Origin of the sequence: Streptomyces cellostaticus (genome assembly GCF_001513965.1) — a bacterium.
GTDB classification, from domain to species: domain Bacteria; phylum Actinomycetota; class Actinomycetes; order Streptomycetales; family Streptomycetaceae; genus Streptomyces; species Streptomyces cellostaticus.
In genome coordinates this window covers 8,439-25,662 of sequence record NZ_KQ948054.1, presented here as the reverse complement: position 1 = coordinate 25,662, position 17,224 = coordinate 8,439, and the positions used below count along the sequence as shown (strand labels likewise).

The window sequence follows — 17,224 nt, the reverse complement described above, 5'->3', positions numbered from 1 at the left end:
AAACCGCGGAACTACTCCGCCGACTTCGCAGGCCGGGGCAAGTTTGGCTGTTCCAGGACCAGGCCGTGGGCGGCTGCGAGCGCACCTCGGCGAAATGACCTCCTATCAGGATCCCCGCCCGTTGCTATGTTCCGGTCTGACTCAGCCGCTTCCGCCGCAGCCCTGGCTGAGACCGGGCCCTGGCTCTGAGTCGGCGATCCTGGCCTTGATGCGCGGATCGTCGGCGATCTCCGGTGGTAGGGCCGTCCGGGAATCCAGCCTCACGGCGGTCAGCTGAGCAGCCGTCACCTGGGTGGTCTTACGGGAAGTCCAACCGGAGGGCTTACCGTTGACGGCCCGCTGGAGGGCCGTGCGCAGATCCGCCCCCCGCAGGTCCGCATTCGTAAGGACGGCGCCACTGAGGTCTACACCGCGCAAGTCCGCATCGTGCATGTCCGCGCCGAGCAACGAGGCCTTCGCGAGCGAAGCATCCACTAGGCTCGCCTCTCCCAACCGGGCGTGCTCCAAATGGGCATGGCCGAGATCGGCCTGGTCCAGCCAGTCCCAACGCAGGTCGGCGCCCGCCAGGGCCGCGCGGTCGAGGACCGCCCCGACTAGATAGGCGCAATGAAAATCCGAGCCGGGGAGGTTGGCACGGCTGAGGTCCGCGCCGCTCAAGTTGGAGTTCGGCAGGCGGGCCCGGTCCACTCCGGTCAGATCCTCCTCGATGGTTCCCTTGCGGCTGGCGCTGCGCACGGCGATGTGGGGCAGGTGGGCTTCACGCAGGTCAACCTCTGAACTGCCGTCTTGCTCTGGATTGCGCCGCGCCAGGACCTCGAAGGCGGCCTGCACGTCGGCTTCGGGGCGGCCGGAATAACCGGCACTCCCCTTTCCGGCCAGCCGCGAGTGAGTGCGGATGTACGCGGAGAGGACGTCCACGACGGATGTCTGATCGCGCGGGGAGTCCTTCATGATGCGCTGAAGGGCGTAGATACCACCCAGTCGGACGTCTGCCGAGGGGTTGCCGAGGTTATCGACGGCCGCCGTATAGCGGTCGGTGATCTGTCCTCCTTTGGTCGTCTCCGTTTCGTTACGATTGATCCACACGCTGACGACCAGGGCAGCGATGGCGGCGAGCGCCGTCACTGTGCCCCCCACGACGGTGCCGAGCACCTCGAGACGACGCGTCCAGCGTGGGGTCGGCTCGCTGTCGGCCTCCGCACGTCGCCGCCGAGGGGCGACACGGTCTCGACGTCGCAGTCGTGCGGCAATGCGGCGGAGCCGTTGCGATCTGCCCTTCCCAGAAGCTCCTGTCACCACAGCGTCATTGCACCCGATTGCCGAAGTCGAGCACAGAAATTCCGTACGTAACGCACGACCTTTCATACGGCCGGCCGCAGGTGAATGAGTATGCTGCCGATTCAGCGGCGCCGAACCCACGGCAATTTCGAGCCCGCCTGCTGAAAACGCCGTGGGTTCCCGGTGAAAGTCCCTCAGTCACGCTGAACCCACGGCCGTCGTGCCGTTAACGAACGCCGAACCAGGTGACAAGTAACTCGCCAGTAGCTTTCAGATCGAAGGCCATCGGGCCGGTTTGCGCACCTGGCCGATCGTCAGGCAAGGCCGGGTGGATCGCCGTTGAGATATCGGCGAGCGGCGGTGACGAACGCGCGCTCGGCCTCGTCGTACATCTCCCGAACCCGGGCCGGAGGCACCGCTTCGCCCTCTGCCACCAGTACTCGTTCGTTCACGGCATCCGGCGGCACGATCTGGCAGACGTAGATGAGCGATCGGCCGATCCTGGTCAGGGAGTCAAGGAAGCCGAGCAGTTCGTCAGGGCCTTCGAGCGTGACCAAGGCTGCCGCCTTGTGCAGAGCGTCGTACGCTTCCGCGACCGCGTCGATGGCCTGGGAACGCTCCTCCTCGGCCTCAGTACGGCGGGCGCCGCTCTCGTTGTCGCGATTCCTGACCAGGTGGCAGAACAGGGCAGCGTCACGGGCCCGGGCGTCGGCGTCGCGGAGGGTCCTCACGGCGGCGAGCAGTTCGAGGAAGGCGGCACGCTGAGCGGTCCGGCGATCCTGAGCGTGCTGGGCGCGGGCGGTGACTCCGGCTGCGGCAACAGGGCTGCGGGCCGCCCGGCCTGCGGCGCGGGCCTGCCAGTAGACGGCCGGAAGGCCCACCGCTGTGATGGCGACGGTCGCGACAGCCGCGACGCCCTCAATGGTCATGACCGTGATCCCGTCTGATTCTCCGGGGCATTCACTGGCTGTTCGTCCTCAGCAAGGATGCGGTAGACCGTGGCGACCGAGGGGCGCTGGCCCTTGTTCTTGCCGGCGGTGATGACGAGCTTCTGGGCGATCTGCGGTACGGGCACGCCGTTGGCGCGCAGGCTGCGGGCATAGTTGGCCATGTCGTCGTCGATGACCTTGGGCCGCCCGCCGTGACGGCCGCGCTCGCGGGCGGACGCCTGGCCTTCAAGGGACTTCTCCCGGATGTACTCGCGCTCGGATTCCGCCATGCCGGCGAAGAACGCGAACAGGGCGGCGCCGTGCCCGGACGGGTCGTAGACCCCTTGGAGGGGGCCGGTGAGGAGTTCGAGCTGGATGTCATGGTGGCGCAGGTCCTCGGCGATGGCCAGGAGCTCGGCGGCGCCGCGTCCCAGCCGCTTCATCTCGTGCACCGTGAAGATCACCCGCTGGTGAGGGACGGCCTTCTTGATGGTGCGGGCGAAGTCCATCGCCTTGACGAATTCCGGCCGCACCTTGATGCGGGTGCTGATCTTCTCCGAGAAGACCGGGTCACACCCGGCTTCCACCAGGGCGTCGAGCTGGCTCTGGAGCTCCTGCTGGGCGGTACTGCAACGGGCGTAACCCACCCTCGTGGGCTTCGTGGTGGCCTCCGGCGCGACGGCGTCGACGGCCGAGCCCACCTCCCTCACGTGGCCGGGGCCACGGTCAGCGGGGGTCTTCACCTCCAGCTCGGCGCGGAGCTGGGGCACCAGCATGAAGCGCGGGGTGTGGTACTTCGGGGCGACCTTTCCACCGCGCGTGCGGCAGGTGCTTCCGGCGGGCACTTCACAAGTGGGGCAGTCGAACTGTTCGACAGCGACTGCCGGTTCGGCGAGCTGAGGCATGTCGCAGAACCTACCGTGAGGCGCATTGTGCGAAAGCTGTTTTGCGAGAAGTTATGAGAACGGAGATCGCGGGCAAATCGGGCGCGGTCCGATGGGGGTCCCTGATCTCTCAGAACTACTCATTTCTGCGAACGCGAACCGTGAGGCTGTCGCGCAGTCATACCGGTTCATCCGGCTCGTTACGCTCCCCCCCTGTGCGGCAGGCGCAGGCCTACCGGCGGGGACTCACCTACAACATCATCAAACTCCGGAGGCCTCGGCCACCATGCCCGGGGTCGTCGTAGATCGACCGTGCCGCCACTGAACTGTGCAAGGCAAAAGTCCACCCTGCTGCCAGTGAACCGAGCCTCCGAGAACTCCACCGCGCCGCCGGAGAACGTGGCGGAGAAGTCCACCTTGCCGCCGGAAAACGTGGCACCCGAGAAGTAAACCGTGCTGCCAGCGAACCGGGCCCCGGTGAAGTCTACCTCACTACCAGAGAACGTGGCGGAGAAGTTCACTGTGCCGCCGGAGAACGTGGCGCCGAAATCCACCTCGCCGTCGCTGAACTCGGCGTTCCGGAAGTCCACTTTGCCGCCGGAGAAGGTGGCGTCCCGAAAGTCCACCTCGCCGCCGGTGAACCGGGCCCCGGTGAAGTCCACCTCACTACCAGAGAACGTGGCGGAGAGGTCCACTGTGCCGCCGGAGAACGTGGCACCTGAGAAACTCACCGTGCCGCCAGAGAAGCGGGCACCGGAGAAGCTGCCGCCGTCGAAGACCGCACCAGTGAAGTCGAAGTCGTAGCCCTCCCACGAGGTTCCGGACCCGCTAAGCCCATCCTGCAGATGATCACGGATGGCGCGGATCACCGTGTGGCGGACCTCGCGGTTGGCCTGCCACGTCAAGTGCTCCGCCGTCGGCGGTGAAGTGGTTGCTTCAGTCGTGTAGGGCATGCGAAGGAAAGCGCTCAGCACGTCGATACAGGTCTGTCGGCGTTCAATCCAGTCGTCGGCCAGTCCGGCCATTGCGTGGATGCCAGCCAGTTGACAGGCGGGCTCCTCGTGCCCGAGCAACCCGGCGGCCGTCGCGAATCGCTCATTCAGCAGCCGAACGCGCTCATGTCCCAATTCTTCCTGGGCGCTCTGGCGAAGTTGTCTGGCAGAGAACCAGGCCGCCAGCGCCGCGATCGCACCACCAATCAGCGCGCCTCCAAGACCGCCGACCAGGGGTGCCCACCAGGGGCTGGTCGATGGCGTTCCCTGGCCGGGAGGCTGAGGGGGCAGGCCTGCCGTGAGGACGAGCCCGACGCTGTCCACAATGCAGGTCAGCATCGTCATGGTGCCACCGTAGACCAGGCCGTTCAGATCACGGGGATGACCTGCCAGGCCATCAGGCTGGCGGCGTATAGCGGAGGCCAGCCCCGGCCAGCCCAAACGGTCGTGGCCGACTTGCCTCACGACCCTCGGATAGTCATGAGGCAAGTAGCGGAATGCCTCGATTTCCCACATGGCCTACAGGCGATCCGAGTCCGAGATAAACGTGGTCTCACGGTGTGTCCCTGCCGGGCTCCGAAGTCGGTTCGTGTGCACCATGAGGTGCTTCTGAAGGACGATCCGTTGGCGATGACTCTCAGCCGACAACCTCCCCGGCGAACTGGAGGCGGCGAGCCGAGAAGGGATGCTGGGTGACGAACGACGAGTTTGATGCCTTCCTCCGGTACCTCGCCGAGGAATACCTTGAACGACGCCTTCCGATAACTCGGCGCAGACTCCGGCATCACTTCGAGGATGAGATTGGCTGGACGCTCGACCAGTTGCGTGAGGCTCACCAGGCGTTGAACTATATCCACGACGCCATGCCGCGGGACGAGGACATCTACGAGACGTTCACGCTCGATGCGCTGACGGAAATCATCGAGCACGCCAGCCATGGTGTCCGCTTCCAGAACCGCTTGGCTGAGGACGCTGGGCTGATGGAGGTCATGGACGAATACTTCACTGACCTTGCTTCGGGCCTCCGCGCCGACCACCTGCCAAGTATCGAGGCGGACATGCTCTCTACGCTCGGTTTTCCACGGGTTGGTGCACACTTGCCAGCCTTGATCTGCGCTCTCAAGATCTTTAGCCAAAAGCGGCCTGCTTACCTCAACGAGGTCTCTGTCAGTCAACAACTCCGAGATCTGCAGGAACGTCTCGACCAGGCCCGCCAGGAACACCGTGCAGCGGCTCGATCTGACGAGGAAGAACCGCCGCTCCAGAAACGGAAGCGTAAATGGTGGACGGGACTTGGCAAGGTTGTCGCTGGCAGTGCCATCTCGATTGCTGACATTGGGCTGGGTGCCGGGCTGATCCCCTTCGAGGTCTCACCGGAGACGCGGTCATGGGGAGCACTCTCGTCGGCGACTTTGGGTATCGGGCAGGTTATGGAGGGTGTGGGTGCGATCCGCGGAGAGTGAGTTACTTCTCGCCTCCGAGAGTCGGCGAAGTTAGAGCGGGATATCGGCAGGTTCGCGTGCTCCAGCGGGGAGAGCCGGGCCACGTCCTCGTCCAGCACGTCGTGCTCGTGCTGGGAGGCGGGCATCGCCCTCAGCGCGGAGACCGCGCGGCATCCAGGTAGCGGATGGTCCGCAGCACGGCGGCGTGCTATCAGGTCCGACCACCGCACCGGGCTGGTTCTCGGATTTCCGCGCCCGCCGTACGACGGCGGCTCTACCGTCCGGCCCGACGGGTGATCGCAGGGGCGTGCGGAAGGGGCTGAGCAGTGGGGCGGGATCTGGGTCTGGACGGGGTGGTGGACCACTTCACCCTGTCCGGCGACGAGGCGGCCTGGTTACGGAACAAGACCGGCGCCACGAGGCTGGGCTTCGCCGTTCAGCTCAAGTTCTTGACCTGGCGCGGCCGGTTTCCCCCGGATGCGCCTGGAGCTGCCGCCCGACGCGGTCGAGCACGTCGCCAAGCAGGCCGGCGTCGCCGCGTCCGAGCTGGCCTTCTACGACTTCACCTCCCGCGCGGCCAAGCGGCACCGCAGCGAGCTGCGGGATCTGACCGGCTGGCACGAGTGCACCAAGACCGACCTGGTCAAGCTCGTCTCGCACCTGGTGGACGTGATCTGGCACGACGAACGCCGCGAGGAACAGGTGCGGGCCGAGCTGCTGCGGCAGATGCGCGCGGACCTAATCGAGCCGCCGACCGCGGTCCAGGTCGACACGATCATCCGCTCCGCACTGCACCAGGCCGACGAACGCGCCGTCGCCGAGGCCGCCGCGCGCCTGGCGCGGGCGGAAGGCTGCACCCGCCGCCTGGACGCGCTGGTCTTCACCGACCTGACAGGCGACGGCCCCGCCCAGGATGACGCGACCGCGCAGGACGACGAAGACGACGTGGAATCGGTGCTCGCGGACATCAAGGCCCATCCGGGCAACGTCAGCCTCAACTCGCTGCTGGACGAGATATCCAAGCTCAAGCAGGTCCGTGCCGTCGGCATCCCGGAGAAGGTGTTCACCGGGATCGGCGTACAGGTCATCAACGCCTGGCGGGCCAGAGCATCGGCCTCCTCGCCCAGCCACCTGCGCCGCTTCGCCCCCGAGGTGCGGCACGTTCTGCTCGCCGCCCTGCTGTTCCAGCGGCAGCGGGAGATCACCGACACCCTGGTGGAGCTGCTGAACTCCACCGTGCACCGCATCAACGCGCGGGCGGAGAAGAAGGTGACCGAGGCGTTCGTCGCCGAGTTCACCAAGGTGAGGGGCAAGGCGGGGCTGCTCGGGCGGATCGCTGCGGCCTCGCTCGGCGCCCCCGAGGGATCGGTGCGCGAGGTGGTCTATCCGGCGGCCGGCGGGGAGAAGACGCTCAAGGACCTGGTCGCCGAGATGAAGGCGACCAACGCCGCCTTCGCCCGCTCCAAGCGGGAGGTGTTCAAGTCCTCCTACAGCAACCACTACCGCGCCGGGCTGATGAAACTGCTGGAGGTACTCGACTTCCGCTCCTCCAACGACCGGCACAAGCCCGTCATCGAGGCCCTGGCCCTCATCGAGCGGCAAGGACTCCTCCACCACCTACCTGCCGCTCGGCGAGACCGTCCCGCTGCAAGGCGTGGTCCGCAAGGACTGGATGGAGTTCGCCCTCCACACCTCCGACAAGGGGACCCAGCGCGTCATGCGCACCGTGTACGAGGCGTGCGTCTTCCAGACCCTGCGTGACCGGCTGCGCTGCAAGGAGATCTGGGTAGTCGGCGCCGACAAGTGGCGCAACCCCGACGACGATCTCCCCCGACGACTTCGAGACCCGCCGCGCGGAGTACTACGAGAAGTTGAACAAGCCGCGCGAGGCGAAGGTGTTCACCGCCCAGCTCCAGCGCGAGATGCGCGAGGCACTCGGCGCCCTGGACACGAAACTGCCGAAGCTGCCGTGGGTGACGATCAGCGGCAAGCACCGCAACGGTGCGATCAAGCTCACCGAGCCCGAGCCGCAGAAAGAGCCGAAGAACCTGCGCCGCCTCAAGAAGGCGATCCGCAAGAAGTGGGGCACCATCGCCCTCATCGACATCCTGAAAGAAGCCGCCCTGCGCACCGGGATGCTCAAGGCCCTGGCCCCGGTCGGCACCCGCGAAGCCATCGACGAGGTGAAACTCCTCGAACGCCTGCTCCTGATCGCGTACGCGTACGGCACGAACTCGGGGATCAGCTCGGTCGCGGCCGGCGAGCACGGGCACAGCGAGGAGGAACTGCGCTACACCGCCCGCCGCTACCTGACCGCCGTCGGCCTCAAGGCCGCCGGCGTCGAGATCGCCAATGCCACCTTCGCCGCCCGCCAGGAAACCGTCTGGGGCCAGGGCACCACCACCGTCGCCTCCGACTCCACGCACTTCAAAGCCTGGGACCGCAACATCTTCACCGAGTGGCACTCCCGCTACGGGGGCCGCGGAGTCCTCGTGTACTGGCACATCGAGAAAGGGTCGATGGCCATTCACAGCCAGCTTCTCAACTGCACCGCCTCCGAGGTCGCCGCCGCGATCGAGGGGATGATGCGGCACGCCACCGCCATGAAGGCCGAGGGCAACTACGTCGACTCGCACGGCCAGTCGGAAATCGGCTTCGGGCTGACGAGGCTCCTGGGCTACGACCTGCTGCCCCGCATCAAGCAGATCAACAAGGTCAAGCTCTACCGGCCCGGCCGCGAGGACGAGGACACCTACGACAACCTTGCCGACGCGATGACCCGCCCGATCCGCTGGGACGTCATCGAGAACAACTACGACCAGCTCATCAAGTACGCCACCGCGATCCGGGTCGGCACCGCCTCCACCGAGGCCATCCTGCGGCGCTTCACCCGCACCGCCTCCCACCCCGTGTACCAGGCCATGCTGGAAGTCGGCAAAGCCCAGAAGACCATCTTCGTCGCCCGCTACCTGCGCGACCGCGACCTCCAGCGCGAGATCCAGGAGGGCCTCAACGTCGTCGAGGGCTGGAACGGCGCCAACGACATCATCTTCTTCGGTAAGAGCGGCGAACTCTCCTCCAACCGCCGTGACCAGCAAGAACTGTCCGTTCTCGCGCTCCATCTCCTGCAAACGGCGCTCGTCTTCGTGAACACCCTGATGATCCAGGACATGCTCGCCGACCCCGAATGGGCCGACGTCCTTACCGACGAGGACAAGCGGGCCCTGACCCCGCTGTTCTGGATGCACATCCAGCCCTACGGCGAGGTGCGGCTGAACATGGGCAGCCGCCTCCAGCTCGCCCACCCTGTCCCGCAGGAAGCGGACCCCGAGCCGGAGCCCGCCGCGGCCTGATGCGATGTCAGTGCCCCGCGCCACACTGGCCTCCTCGCCGACCAGCAGGGGGCCAGCGTGGCGTTCAGGGCCTCGAACGAATCGTCACCCGTGGGTCGACCACGGGCCGGGAGTTCCGAGCCACGCGCTTCGCGGTCGGGGACTGGCTCCTGGCCAAGTTCGGGCCGCCGGCGAAGCCCGGCTCCCGCTACGCCACGGAGGCGCAGCTCGATGTGCTCACCGCACGACTCAAGCTGTCGCCCCACACGCTGCGCAAGTGCCGTCTGCTGGCCTACCGATGGAAGCCGCAGCAGCGCCAGCCCGTCCTGGACTCCCCGGTGTACGTCTCGTTCACCACCATGTATCAGGTCGCCCTCAGTAGCGGCCCGGGTGACTTCGACGAGGAGCAGTTCGAGGAGAAGGTCGGCGTCCTGCTCGGCCTGATGACACTCGCCGAGCAGCACGACATCCTCGAAGTCACCGAGACCGACTATCTCAAGGCCGTCCGCAAGGTGATCCCGCCCAGCCGCCGTCCCGGTGCACAGTCCGAACGCAGGGCGGTCGTCACTGCAGTCCACCAGTTCGAAGCCCACCAGCCCGAAGTCCGCGAGGCGATCCTCGGCGCGGTGAAGGCTGATGAGGACGCCACCCGCACCGTCGCCGCCTCCTACCTCGTGCAGCGACCCGCCCTTGCCCGCGCTGTGCTCCGTGAGGACCCGGCCCTGATCCAGGCGGCCGCGCAGGAAGCCGCCCTGCACGACCCAGGTGCTGAGGCATCGGACGCCGAGCCGGGGGAGATCGTCTTCCGCGAACTCGTCCAAGTTCTCGGAGGTAACCGGCCCAGCGACGAACTGCTGCTGGCCGAGTGGCGGCAGGACTTCGCCCGGGCCGTCGGCCGCTTCACGGCCTTCGTCTCCGACTGGTACCCGGCCGACAAGGTCGCCGCCAACGCCGACGACGACCTACTCAAGCTCGTCACCTATCTCGCCGACGACGTAGCCCAGTGGGCTGCCACCATCACCAACGCGCGCAAGCCCGGCGGCCTGCGCCTCGTAGAGAGCACGACCGCATGAACAACGACGCCCCCGACGACAACGCGCCGTTCTTCTTCGACCGCTACCCACCCGACACCGCTCACTGGCTGGCCGGCATCTGCGACGAGGCCAACGCGAAGGCCGGTGACAGCTCATACGAGTTCCGCAAGATCATGTGCGAGCTCATCTCCATGAACCTTCGTAACGGCGTCACCCATGCGTTCCGCGTGGCCGAACAGATGATCGTCGCCAATGCCCCCGCTGCCAAGTACCTTGAGCAGCAGTACCTGAAGTACGACCAGGCCCGTTCCGCGGTCATCGAGACGGGCCCGGACACCAGCGACGGCAGCGCGGGCACGACCGGTACCCCGGACGGCACGCCGGGACAGAAGGTACCCGGCACAGACGTTCAGGACACGAAGGGGACCAGTGACCCCGAACCTGGGGCTGGGACTGCAGGAAAGACGGGGCCCAGCGTGACGGTGACTGGAGGCTGCGGTGGCGGCCGCATCGCACAGGACGACCAGAACACCGGCATCGGCCACCAGGGGACTCTCTTCATCGTCCACTGGTCCGATTTCAGGGCCAGCATCCCTGCGCGCCGCAAGAAGGCTCAGACCGAGCATCGGCGCCTGTACGACATCCAGTCAGATGTGGCCCGACAGATCCGCGTCCAACACGACGAGCTGGACTTCCTCGACCGGGCTGAGGCAGCTGACCCCGTTCTGGAGGATCTGATCAACACACACCGCACCGAGACGAGCATCGCCGGCGTGCTGCGCGCCGCCGGCCGGGCGCCGGAGGACCTCGGTCTCACCAAGGACACGGTGACCTGGCTGGACACCCAGCTCAAGGCGGTCTAGTGCCTACGCTCACCAGATGTCCCAAGTGCGGGGCAGACCTCGGCCCCTCCCGCGTACGCGGTGAGGGGCCCTGGAACCAGGGCTGGCGCAGGAGACTGAGCAGCAACCAGCAGTTCGTGCCGCGGGGTGAGCTGGAAGGCGACGTCCTGACTCCGTGCGGCCACATCGTGGAGTTGCGGTACGGGCCCCTGTCTCGCCTCAACATCGAATTCCGTGAGCGGGTCTACGGCACGATGGTCTGGCTCTTCTACGCCTGCGACGCCCACCGCAGTGGCCGCCTCCGCCTCGGCTTGGTCCCCGGACGACCGCACGTCAACTTCGCCTGGAGCAGGCCCCGCGAGACCCTCGACGCCTGCCGCCGACCGGTCCACCTCGACCTCGGAGAATCCGAGCAGGCCGACGGCCTGCACTTGGTCTTGCGGATCAACCGATGCCATCCGAAACAGCCCGGCCGCCTTTCGGGCAGCGGTGTCCTCTATACCGCGGAAGCCTTCCACAACTGGATGGCGCACGGCCTCCCCCTCACCCCCTTCACCTCCGAGGCCCCTGACCATGCCGTCGCCTGACCTCCCACCCCAACTGGGCCATCTCTTCACACGCACCGTCGACACCAGAGCCGTCCACTTCGTACGGCCCGGCGACACCGAACGGCCGACCTGGGCGGTCTACGAGGACACCCGCTACCTCGACACCGTCCACGCCCAGTTCGACACGGGCCGCCACTGGCACGTGCAGTCTCTCCGAGAGCAACACTTCCGCCTCGACGACGCCATCCGCGCGATGCGCCGGCCCGCCTCATGGCGGGCACACCACGAACGCGTCCGACAGTGGGCCCGCGGCATCCTCACTGATCCCCGCATGGTCGTACTCGACGTGCAGACCACCACGCTCACCGATCCATGGGCCGTTCAGATCGGCCTGACAGACCGCCACGGCAACGTGCTCTTCAACGAACACCTCAACCCGCTCGCCGACATCGCCCCCGCAGCAACAGCGCTGCACGGCATTACGCCGCAGCAAGCTGCGACCGCACCGCCCTTCGCCGTGTTCGTTCCGCGCCTTGCTCAGCTCCTGAACCGCCGCCGCTGCCTCACCTACAACGCGGCCTTCGACCGCGCCGTCCTAGAGCGCGAGCTACACCGGTACTTCCGCAGTACAGCGCGAGCCCGGGACTGGCTGAGGCGGTGCACGTGGATGGACGCGATGCGGCCGTACGCCGCATGGAAGGGCCTGTGGTCAGCCCACCACCATTCCTACCGCTATCAACCCCTGGGCAGCAGCTACGAGGCCGTCACCAACTGCCGACTTCTACTAGAGGGCGTCTGAAAAGCCTGTCGGCGGGCAAGTCGCCTGGTAGCGGGGCGGTGACGCACTTTCGGGGGCTGGGGTGTGCGGGCTGCGTACCCGTTACTCGACGGATCTGTCTGATCCGGAGTGGGAGATCCTCTGTCCGCTGGTTCCGGCGGTCAAGCCTGGTGGACGGCCGGCGAAGCACGCTCGGCGAGAGATCCTCAACGCGCTGGCGTACTGGCTGCGAGCCGGTTGTGCCTGGAGACTCTTGCCGCATGACTTACCGCCGTGGCAGACGGTTTACCACTACTGGCGGCGCTGGCAGAAGGACGGCGTGTGGGAGCGGATGCTGACGGCGCTACGCGAACGCGAGCGGGTGCAGCTGGGCCGGGATCCCACTCCCAGTGCCGCCATCGTGGACAGTCAGAGTGTCCGGGCCAGTGAGCGCGGTGGCCTGCACGGCTACGACGGTGGCAAGAAGATCAGCGGCGTCAAGCGCCACCTGCTCGTCGACACCCGCGGCACCGTCCTGGTCACCTGCGTGAGCCCGGCCAGTGTGGGTGACCGCGATGGCGCCGTGGTGCTGTTCGCCCGGGCTGCCGACACCTTCCCGCGCCTGCGGCACGTGTGGGCGGACCAGGGCTACCGCGGCGCCGACTTCCACGCCTGGGCCCTGGAGGCCACAGGTATCACCGTGGAGGTCGTGCGGCGCCGCGACGGTGGTTTCCGCTCGACCTGGGCCCGGGTGGGGGCACCGCCGCCAGCAGTGCCCCAGTTCGCGGTGGTCCCGCGCCGTTGGGTGGTGGAGCGAACGTTCGCTTGGCTGGGACGCTGCCGCCGCCTGTCGAAGGACTACGAGTACCTGCTCGTCTGTTCGGAGAATGCCATCTACCTCGCTATGGCCATGCTCCTGGTACGTCGCCTCGCAAGATAGGCCCGCCGACAGGCTTTTCAGACGCCCTCTAACCACACTCGAGCAGGTCAGGTGACAGGCGGCCAGCCGATCTGCGAAGCCGGCCGAGAAAAGCACCGCCGTGAGCCCCGCGAAAACCACTGCCATGACGACGGTTGGCCTGCAACCATCAGGCAAGGGTTCGATCAGGCGAGGAACGATGGCCAACTTCTCATTCGGCTCGAACGACTACAGCGTCAACATCCGGGCACAGCACAACGTCAACTTCATCCCGGGCTGGGACACACACCGGCTCGCTCTGACCTTCGAGGTGACCGCCCGCGGCAACTACACCGTGGACGCGCCGTTCCTTGTCTCCGGCACCCTCTGGGCGCACGAGACGCCAGGCCCCGCGAGCTGGATCGGCGTCCTCCACACGCCGCGGCCGGTCGGGCTGAAGTCCTTCGCCGCAAACCTCACGCTCGAGACGAGCGTGACCGACCAGCAACTGCGCGGACTGGAAAGGACGCGGGCAGGCAACGACCTGGCCCTGCGCGCCGAACTTTCCTTGACCGCCCTGACAGAGACGAAGCACTGGCCCGTCGCTGACGATCAGGAGATCATCCGCGTCCCGCATGCGACGTGGAGTAACGCCCTCACCCAGCTCGATGCCGGCGCGTTCGTCGACGTCCTCATCCCGGTCACCACCGTGGAGGCCCGAGCCACCGCCGCACGCCGCATCCGCGAGGCAAAGACCGCAATCCGCGATCAGCGCTACGAGCACGCCGTCGCCCTCGCCCGTGCGGCCCTCGATCCCGTACGTGAGGCCTGCAACACCAAGAAGCTCCACGACCAGGCGGTGCAGAAGAAGGCCGGGGAGCGGGACCAGGAGGAGCGCTGGGCGATACTCATCCAGAGCGCCTATGCCCTGTTCAGCGGCGCACCGCACGACGACGCGGGCACCACCGAGAACTTCACCTGGACCCGCACCGACGCCATCGCGGCTGTCGCCACCGCCGCCGGCCTGCTCGCCCGGCTCGAGGATCGCCCGTAGCGGACCGACGACCGCAGAGGCTGCCGTCGGCCACGCTCTGGTCCCTCTGTCGGCTGTCAGCGCGACTGGATCCAGAGGCTGCCGTACGCGACGACGGCGCCGCCGACCGCGGTTGCGGCCCCTCGGATCAGATGCAGGCCGGCCTCGTTGCGGAGCCGCCGGGCGTACTTGGCCCACCGGGTCCTCGATGACCCGCCATCGGGCCTTGGGAGGGGTTCCGGGTCCGGGCTGTTGCCCGTACGCTCGGGCTTGGACATGAGCTTCTCCTTCGTCGGGGATGTTCGGTCTTCTGCAGACGGCTCCCTGCCCACCAGGGGGCCGTCGCCGTTTCCGGCGACAGCCGTGCCGTTGTCCACCCATTGAGATTTTCGACGTCTCGCGGGGTGAACGAGAACCAACGAAAGCACCTCGAAACCCGCTCTGACCAGCGGAAACAGTGGATTGTCGAAAGAAGTCCATCTGTGTCAACGAGACGCCAATGCGGGTTCTACTCAGGTCCTTGCAGGTCTTTGTGACATCAACATGCGCAATCCCGGGCTCACCTGGGGTGTCATGCCGAGCATTCATGAGGAATCACGTGTCGAACTGAGTTGAAGCGTGCCAGAGTTGGCGGATGCCTCAGATGCTGCGGATGCCCAGCAAAGCCGACCTGCCTGATGGGACCAGACGTGACTTTGTAGCCGAGCTGTTCATCCACTTCAAGGAAGCAGGGCGTCCAACACCCGCCCGCATCGCGGCGACGACCAGCTCTATGCAGGATCCGCTTCCTGTAAGCCGGGAAACCATCCGCCGGCTCCTCAAGGGGCAGACGATCAGCACGTGGGAGAGAGTCGACGCGGTCCTGCGCGCCCTGTGCGAGATCGGTGGGCAGGACCCTGACCGCAGACGCTGGCCGGAATCGGACAACTGGAACGACGACGATCCGACCACCTGCAGGGAGCGCCTGCGCCAGTTGTTGAACGACGACATCGACGGCGTCGAACCGGAGAACGCCCCGGCCCCCGTCCCACCCGCGCGATCCAACTCGGGTTGGGGCGGTACTCGTACGCAACCCCCACAAGATGATCCATGGGCCACGACGCCCAAACCGGCCCCGACAGCTCCAGCCAATGGCGGCTACTCCGACGAACCGCCTTTCTAGGCGCGTGCTTGTGTGGTCCGCCAACAGCAGGTGATTAGCCGTGTTTCGCTGGCGGGGAAGTGACGGGGTTTCTGCGGCGGCTCCTGCTGCCTGGGACCTCATTGGACACGCTGCGGGCGCGTCGCGAAGCGAAGGGTCCAGGCGCAGGACGGTCCGCTGCGCAGGGTGACCCGCAGTAGCCAGGCCACCCGCGTGCGCAGAGGCCGTTCACCAAGGTCGGCCCACTCGGCCATCCACTCTTCGCACCAGCGGTCGCGGGCGTCCGTAGGCAGGATGTGAGCGAGGGCTTCGAAAAGAAGCCGTGCCCGCTGCAGGCGCCGGCGCGTGTGCTCCTCTGCGCCGTGAGTGGGCTCTTCTCTGGCACTTTCGGTAGATTCCTCAGCCAAGGGCGGTATCTGCCCGAGCGACCGGCGGATGCCCGAGGCGTGGCCCCGCACGATGTCCCGCCCAGAGTCAGGACTATCGGCGCTGGCACCTGTGTTACCTCGACCCGACAGGCCCTCCACCCAGTAGAGCTGCCGATGGCCGCGGGTGTCGAGGCTGTCGCTGACCTTCTGGGCTTCGTCCCGGGTGGCGTACCGGCCGACCCGGTACCGGTGGCCGTTGTCGTCCTGGCGGATCACTAACCAGGGGAGGACTGCTCCGCTGGCCTCGTTGCTGGCGCCGTGCATCTCCGCCTCAACTCCCCAGGCCATCAGCAGGGCGGAGGCGTGCAGAGGTAGCGCCCCCCTGGTAGGCGGCAGCGAGAGCGACGCGGGCGGACTCGGCACCACTTGGGGTGAAGCGGTAGTAGCGGCGGCGGGGCCGGGGCGGATCGGTCTTCTCGATCTCGCCCTGGTCTTCCCAGAAGGACTCAAGCCAGCCTGCGTTCTCCAGGCGGGCGAGGATGGGATGGATGGTGCCGGTGGGAAGGCCTGCTGCTTGGGACAGCTCCAGACCGTAACGGGCCTCGAGAGGGCTCTCCAGCAGGGTCCGCAGCACCAGTTGAGTCTGGAGCGTCATGCGCGGCGTCTTTGCCATGCCAGAACTCTAGTATGGGAGCCACCTGCACAACAGCAGAACGCGGCATCTGCCTCAGGCAGATGCCGCGCCCCGAACTGTCGCCGCCTACGCCCACCGCATCCCGATCGCGGACAGCTGCTCCACCCGCTCCGGGGACAGCGTCGCGGCCCTGCTCCGCTGGTTCCCGATCCACGACCCGAGCCGGAGCTCTCGCTCCTCCTGGTCCTCGCCGACGACTCGTTCGACGTGCTTCCTCGGCACCCGCAGATGCCCCTCGCGCTCGAAGAACTGCCGGGCGGCCGCGTAGTTCATCGCCCACTTGTCGGCCTGCGTACGGCGCGGCCGGGGCTTCTCGTCTTCGGCCGCGGGCTCGATCCCGAGGATGTGCTCACACATCCACTGCTGCACGGTCGTCAGCTTGTCCCAGCCGAACCGCACCAACTTCACCCACCGGCCAAGGTCCTCGCCCTGGTGCACGACCTCGCCCGACTCCATCGGCAGCTCGCCGCCAGCCTCCAGGTGCAACCGGACGAGATGGAAGGCACGCTGCCACTCCACCGGCCAGGCCGGGCACCACGAGGGGTCGATCTCCTCCAGCTGCTCCCGCCGATCCTCCGACAGCGCCCCCGCCGACGATCCCGCCGGCAGGCCCTCGGCACGCCGTTGCTCGATCTCGGCGGCCTTCCGTGCGGCGGCCCGCGCGTTCTTCAGAAAGATCCCCACCTTCGCACCCCGGAAGGTGGCGTCCAGCGGCGCCAACAGGTGCCCGTTTTCCTCAGCCCACCCGCGCGCCGCGGCGAGGCCCTCCTCCCACGCGACGTCGTAGTGCGACCACACCATGCCGAGGCGCTCCAGCTGCTCGACACGCTCTTCGGCCAGCGTCCCGCGGGCGTAGAACCTCCCGTTGTCGGCGATCCACTGCCCCAGCGGGAAGTTGGCGAGCGAGGCCGGCCACCCCTCAGCCTGAGCCTCCTCACCCGTCGGCACCCGGTACGTGAACGGCACCTTGAGGTCGCCCACTTCGCGGGCGTAGATGACGGCGGCCTCGATGCCGCGCCGCCAGTGCTCGTGCTCCGGGTCGAGGACCCGCA

The 17,224-nt window shown here is 67.1% G+C and carries 17 protein-coding genes and 2 pseudogenes; 11 read left to right on the top strand and 8 right to left on the bottom strand.

The annotated features are described in order from the left end of the window. Window positions 1-141: 141 nt before the first annotated feature. The 4 genes from AQI88_RS38845 to AQI88_RS38830 form a co-directional block, all read right to left on the bottom strand. On the bottom strand, window positions 142-1,152 hold the full coding sequence (locus AQI88_RS38845; RefSeq protein ID WP_067009606.1) for a pentapeptide repeat-containing protein: 1,011 nt from the start codon (window positions 1,150-1,152) through the stop codon (window positions 142-144). 440 nt (window positions 1,153-1,592) lie between these two features. After that, the gene (locus tag AQI88_RS38840; protein ID WP_067009603.1) at window positions 1,593-2,207 is read right to left on the bottom strand and encodes a hypothetical protein; all 615 of its coding nucleotides are present in this window, start codon (window positions 2,205-2,207) and stop codon (window positions 1,593-1,595) included. Further along, window positions 2,204-3,112, bottom strand: a complete 909-nt coding sequence (locus tag AQI88_RS38835) for a recombinase family protein (protein WP_067009600.1) — start codon at window positions 3,110-3,112, stop codon at window positions 2,204-2,206. The genes AQI88_RS38840 and AQI88_RS38835 overlap by 4 nt, the downstream gene beginning before the upstream one ends. A gap of 179 nt (window positions 3,113-3,291) precedes the next feature. Then, window positions 3,292-4,428, bottom strand: coding sequence for a pentapeptide repeat-containing protein (locus tag AQI88_RS38830; protein ID WP_067009597.1), 1,137 nt, complete (start codon window positions 4,426-4,428; stop codon window positions 3,292-3,294). A gap of 347 nt (window positions 4,429-4,775) precedes the next feature. Here AQI88_RS38830 and AQI88_RS38825 point away from each other — a divergent pair, with 347 nt between their 5' ends. The 10 genes and pseudogenes from AQI88_RS38825 to AQI88_RS38790 all read left to right on the top strand — a co-directional run bounded on the left by AQI88_RS38825 (window position 4,776) and on the right by AQI88_RS38790 (window position 13,990). Continuing rightward, window positions 4,776-5,546, top strand: coding sequence for a hypothetical protein (locus AQI88_RS38825; protein ID WP_067009594.1), 771 nt, complete (start codon window positions 4,776-4,778; stop codon window positions 5,544-5,546). A gap of 305 nt (window positions 5,547-5,851) precedes the next feature. After that, window positions 5,852-5,989, top strand: a pseudogene (locus AQI88_RS49215) (hypothetical protein); the annotation flags it as partial. 13 nt (window positions 5,990-6,002) lie between these two features. Further along, window positions 6,003-7,286, top strand: coding sequence for a DUF4158 domain-containing protein (locus AQI88_RS47225; RefSeq protein ID WP_208616028.1), 1,284 nt, complete (start codon window positions 6,003-6,005; stop codon window positions 7,284-7,286). Window positions 7,287-7,396: 110 nt separating this feature from the next. Beyond that, on the top strand, window positions 7,397-8,878 hold the full coding sequence (locus AQI88_RS47220) for a Tn3 family transposase (protein ID WP_208616026.1): 1,482 nt from the start codon (window positions 7,397-7,399) through the stop codon (window positions 8,876-8,878). 212 nt (window positions 8,879-9,090) lie between these two features. Further along, on the top strand, window positions 9,091-9,930 hold the full coding sequence (locus tag AQI88_RS38815; RefSeq protein WP_067009591.1) for a hypothetical protein: 840 nt from the start codon (window positions 9,091-9,093) through the stop codon (window positions 9,928-9,930). Further along, window positions 9,927-10,754, top strand: coding sequence for a hypothetical protein (locus tag AQI88_RS38810; protein WP_067009588.1), 828 nt, complete (start codon window positions 9,927-9,929; stop codon window positions 10,752-10,754). Before AQI88_RS38815 ends, AQI88_RS38810 begins: the two co-directional genes overlap by 4 nt. Next, window positions 10,754-11,320 (top strand): hypothetical protein, encoded by a 567-nt coding sequence (locus AQI88_RS38805; RefSeq protein ID WP_159050507.1) that lies wholly within the window; start codon window positions 10,754-10,756, stop codon window positions 11,318-11,320. Before AQI88_RS38810 ends, AQI88_RS38805 begins: the two co-directional genes overlap by 1 nt. Further along, on the top strand, window positions 11,307-12,080 hold the full coding sequence (locus AQI88_RS38800; RefSeq protein ID WP_079058092.1) for a 3'-5' exonuclease: 774 nt from the start codon (window positions 11,307-11,309) through the stop codon (window positions 12,078-12,080). The genes AQI88_RS38805 and AQI88_RS38800 overlap by 14 nt, the downstream gene beginning before the upstream one ends. 61 nt (window positions 12,081-12,141) lie before the next feature. Continuing rightward, window positions 12,142-12,978 carry an IS5 family transposase gene (locus AQI88_RS38795; protein WP_079058091.1) on the top strand — a complete coding sequence of 279 codons (837 nt, stop codon included), beginning with the start codon at window positions 12,142-12,144 and terminating at the stop codon, window positions 12,976-12,978. A gap of 178 nt (window positions 12,979-13,156) precedes the next feature. Next, window positions 13,157-13,990 (top strand): hypothetical protein, encoded by an 834-nt coding sequence (locus AQI88_RS38790; protein WP_067009582.1) that lies wholly within the window; start codon window positions 13,157-13,159, stop codon window positions 13,988-13,990. A gap of 56 nt (window positions 13,991-14,046) precedes the next feature. Here the strand turns inward: AQI88_RS38790 and AQI88_RS38785 are convergent, their stop codons facing one another. Further along, complete coding sequence (locus AQI88_RS38785) at window positions 14,047-14,247, bottom strand: hypothetical protein (RefSeq protein ID WP_067009580.1); 201 nt, start codon at window positions 14,245-14,247, stop codon at window positions 14,047-14,049. 356 nt (window positions 14,248-14,603) lie between these two features. On the opposite strand from AQI88_RS38785, the gene AQI88_RS46305 reads away from it, so the two are divergent. After that, entirely contained in the window at window positions 14,604-15,131 is a 528-nt protein-coding gene (locus tag AQI88_RS46305; protein ID WP_159050506.1) for a single stranded DNA-binding domain-containing protein, read from the top strand. A gap of 491 nt (window positions 15,132-15,622) precedes the next feature. On the opposite strand, the pseudogene AQI88_RS46915 reads toward AQI88_RS46305, so the two are convergent. The 3 genes and pseudogenes from AQI88_RS46915 to AQI88_RS38770 form a co-directional block, all read right to left on the bottom strand. Then, window positions 15,623-15,802, bottom strand: a pseudogene (locus tag AQI88_RS46915) (SPOR domain-containing protein); the annotation flags it as partial. A 7-nt stretch (window positions 15,803-15,809) separates the two neighbouring features. Beyond that, window positions 15,810-16,133 carry a PadR family transcriptional regulator gene (locus AQI88_RS38775; protein ID WP_079058098.1) on the bottom strand — a complete coding sequence of 108 codons (324 nt, stop codon included), beginning with the start codon at window positions 16,131-16,133 and terminating at the stop codon, window positions 15,810-15,812. Window positions 16,134-16,238: 105 nt separating this feature from the next. Next, window positions 16,239-17,224 (bottom strand): helicase associated domain-containing protein (locus AQI88_RS38770; protein WP_067009572.1); only part of this gene is annotated, 986 nt, incomplete at its 5' end.

Coding starts and splice junctions, on each gene's coding strand:
- AQI88_RS38840 (WP_067009603.1), bottom strand. CDS start 2,207: ATGACCATTGAGGGCGTCGCGGCTGTCGCGACCGTCGCCATCACAGCG.
- AQI88_RS38835 (WP_067009600.1), bottom strand. CDS start 3,112: ATGCCTCAGCTCGCCGAACCGGCAGTCGCTGTCGAACAGTTCGACTGC.
- AQI88_RS38830 (WP_067009597.1), bottom strand. CDS start 4,428: ATGACGATGCTGACCTGCATTGTGGACAGCGTCGGGCTCGTCCTCACG.
- AQI88_RS47225 (WP_208616028.1), top strand. CDS start 6,003: ATGCGCCTGGAGCTGCCGCCCGACGCGGTCGAGCACGTCGCCAAGCAG.
- AQI88_RS38810 (WP_067009588.1), top strand. CDS start 9,927: ATGAACAACGACGCCCCCGACGACAACGCGCCGTTCTTCTTCGACCGC.
- AQI88_RS38800 (WP_079058092.1), top strand. CDS start 11,307: ATGCCGTCGCCTGACCTCCCACCCCAACTGGGCCATCTCTTCACACGC.
- AQI88_RS38790 (WP_067009582.1), top strand. CDS start 13,157: ATGGCCAACTTCTCATTCGGCTCGAACGACTACAGCGTCAACATCCGG.
- AQI88_RS38785 (WP_067009580.1), bottom strand. CDS start 14,247: ATGTCCAAGCCCGAGCGTACGGGCAACAGCCCGGACCCGGAACCCCTC.
- AQI88_RS46305 (WP_159050506.1), top strand. CDS start 14,604: ATGCCTCAGATGCTGCGGATGCCCAGCAAAGCCGACCTGCCTGATGGG.
- AQI88_RS38775 (WP_079058098.1), bottom strand. CDS start 16,133: ATGACGCTCCAGACTCAACTGGTGCTGCGGACCCTGCTGGAGAGCCCT.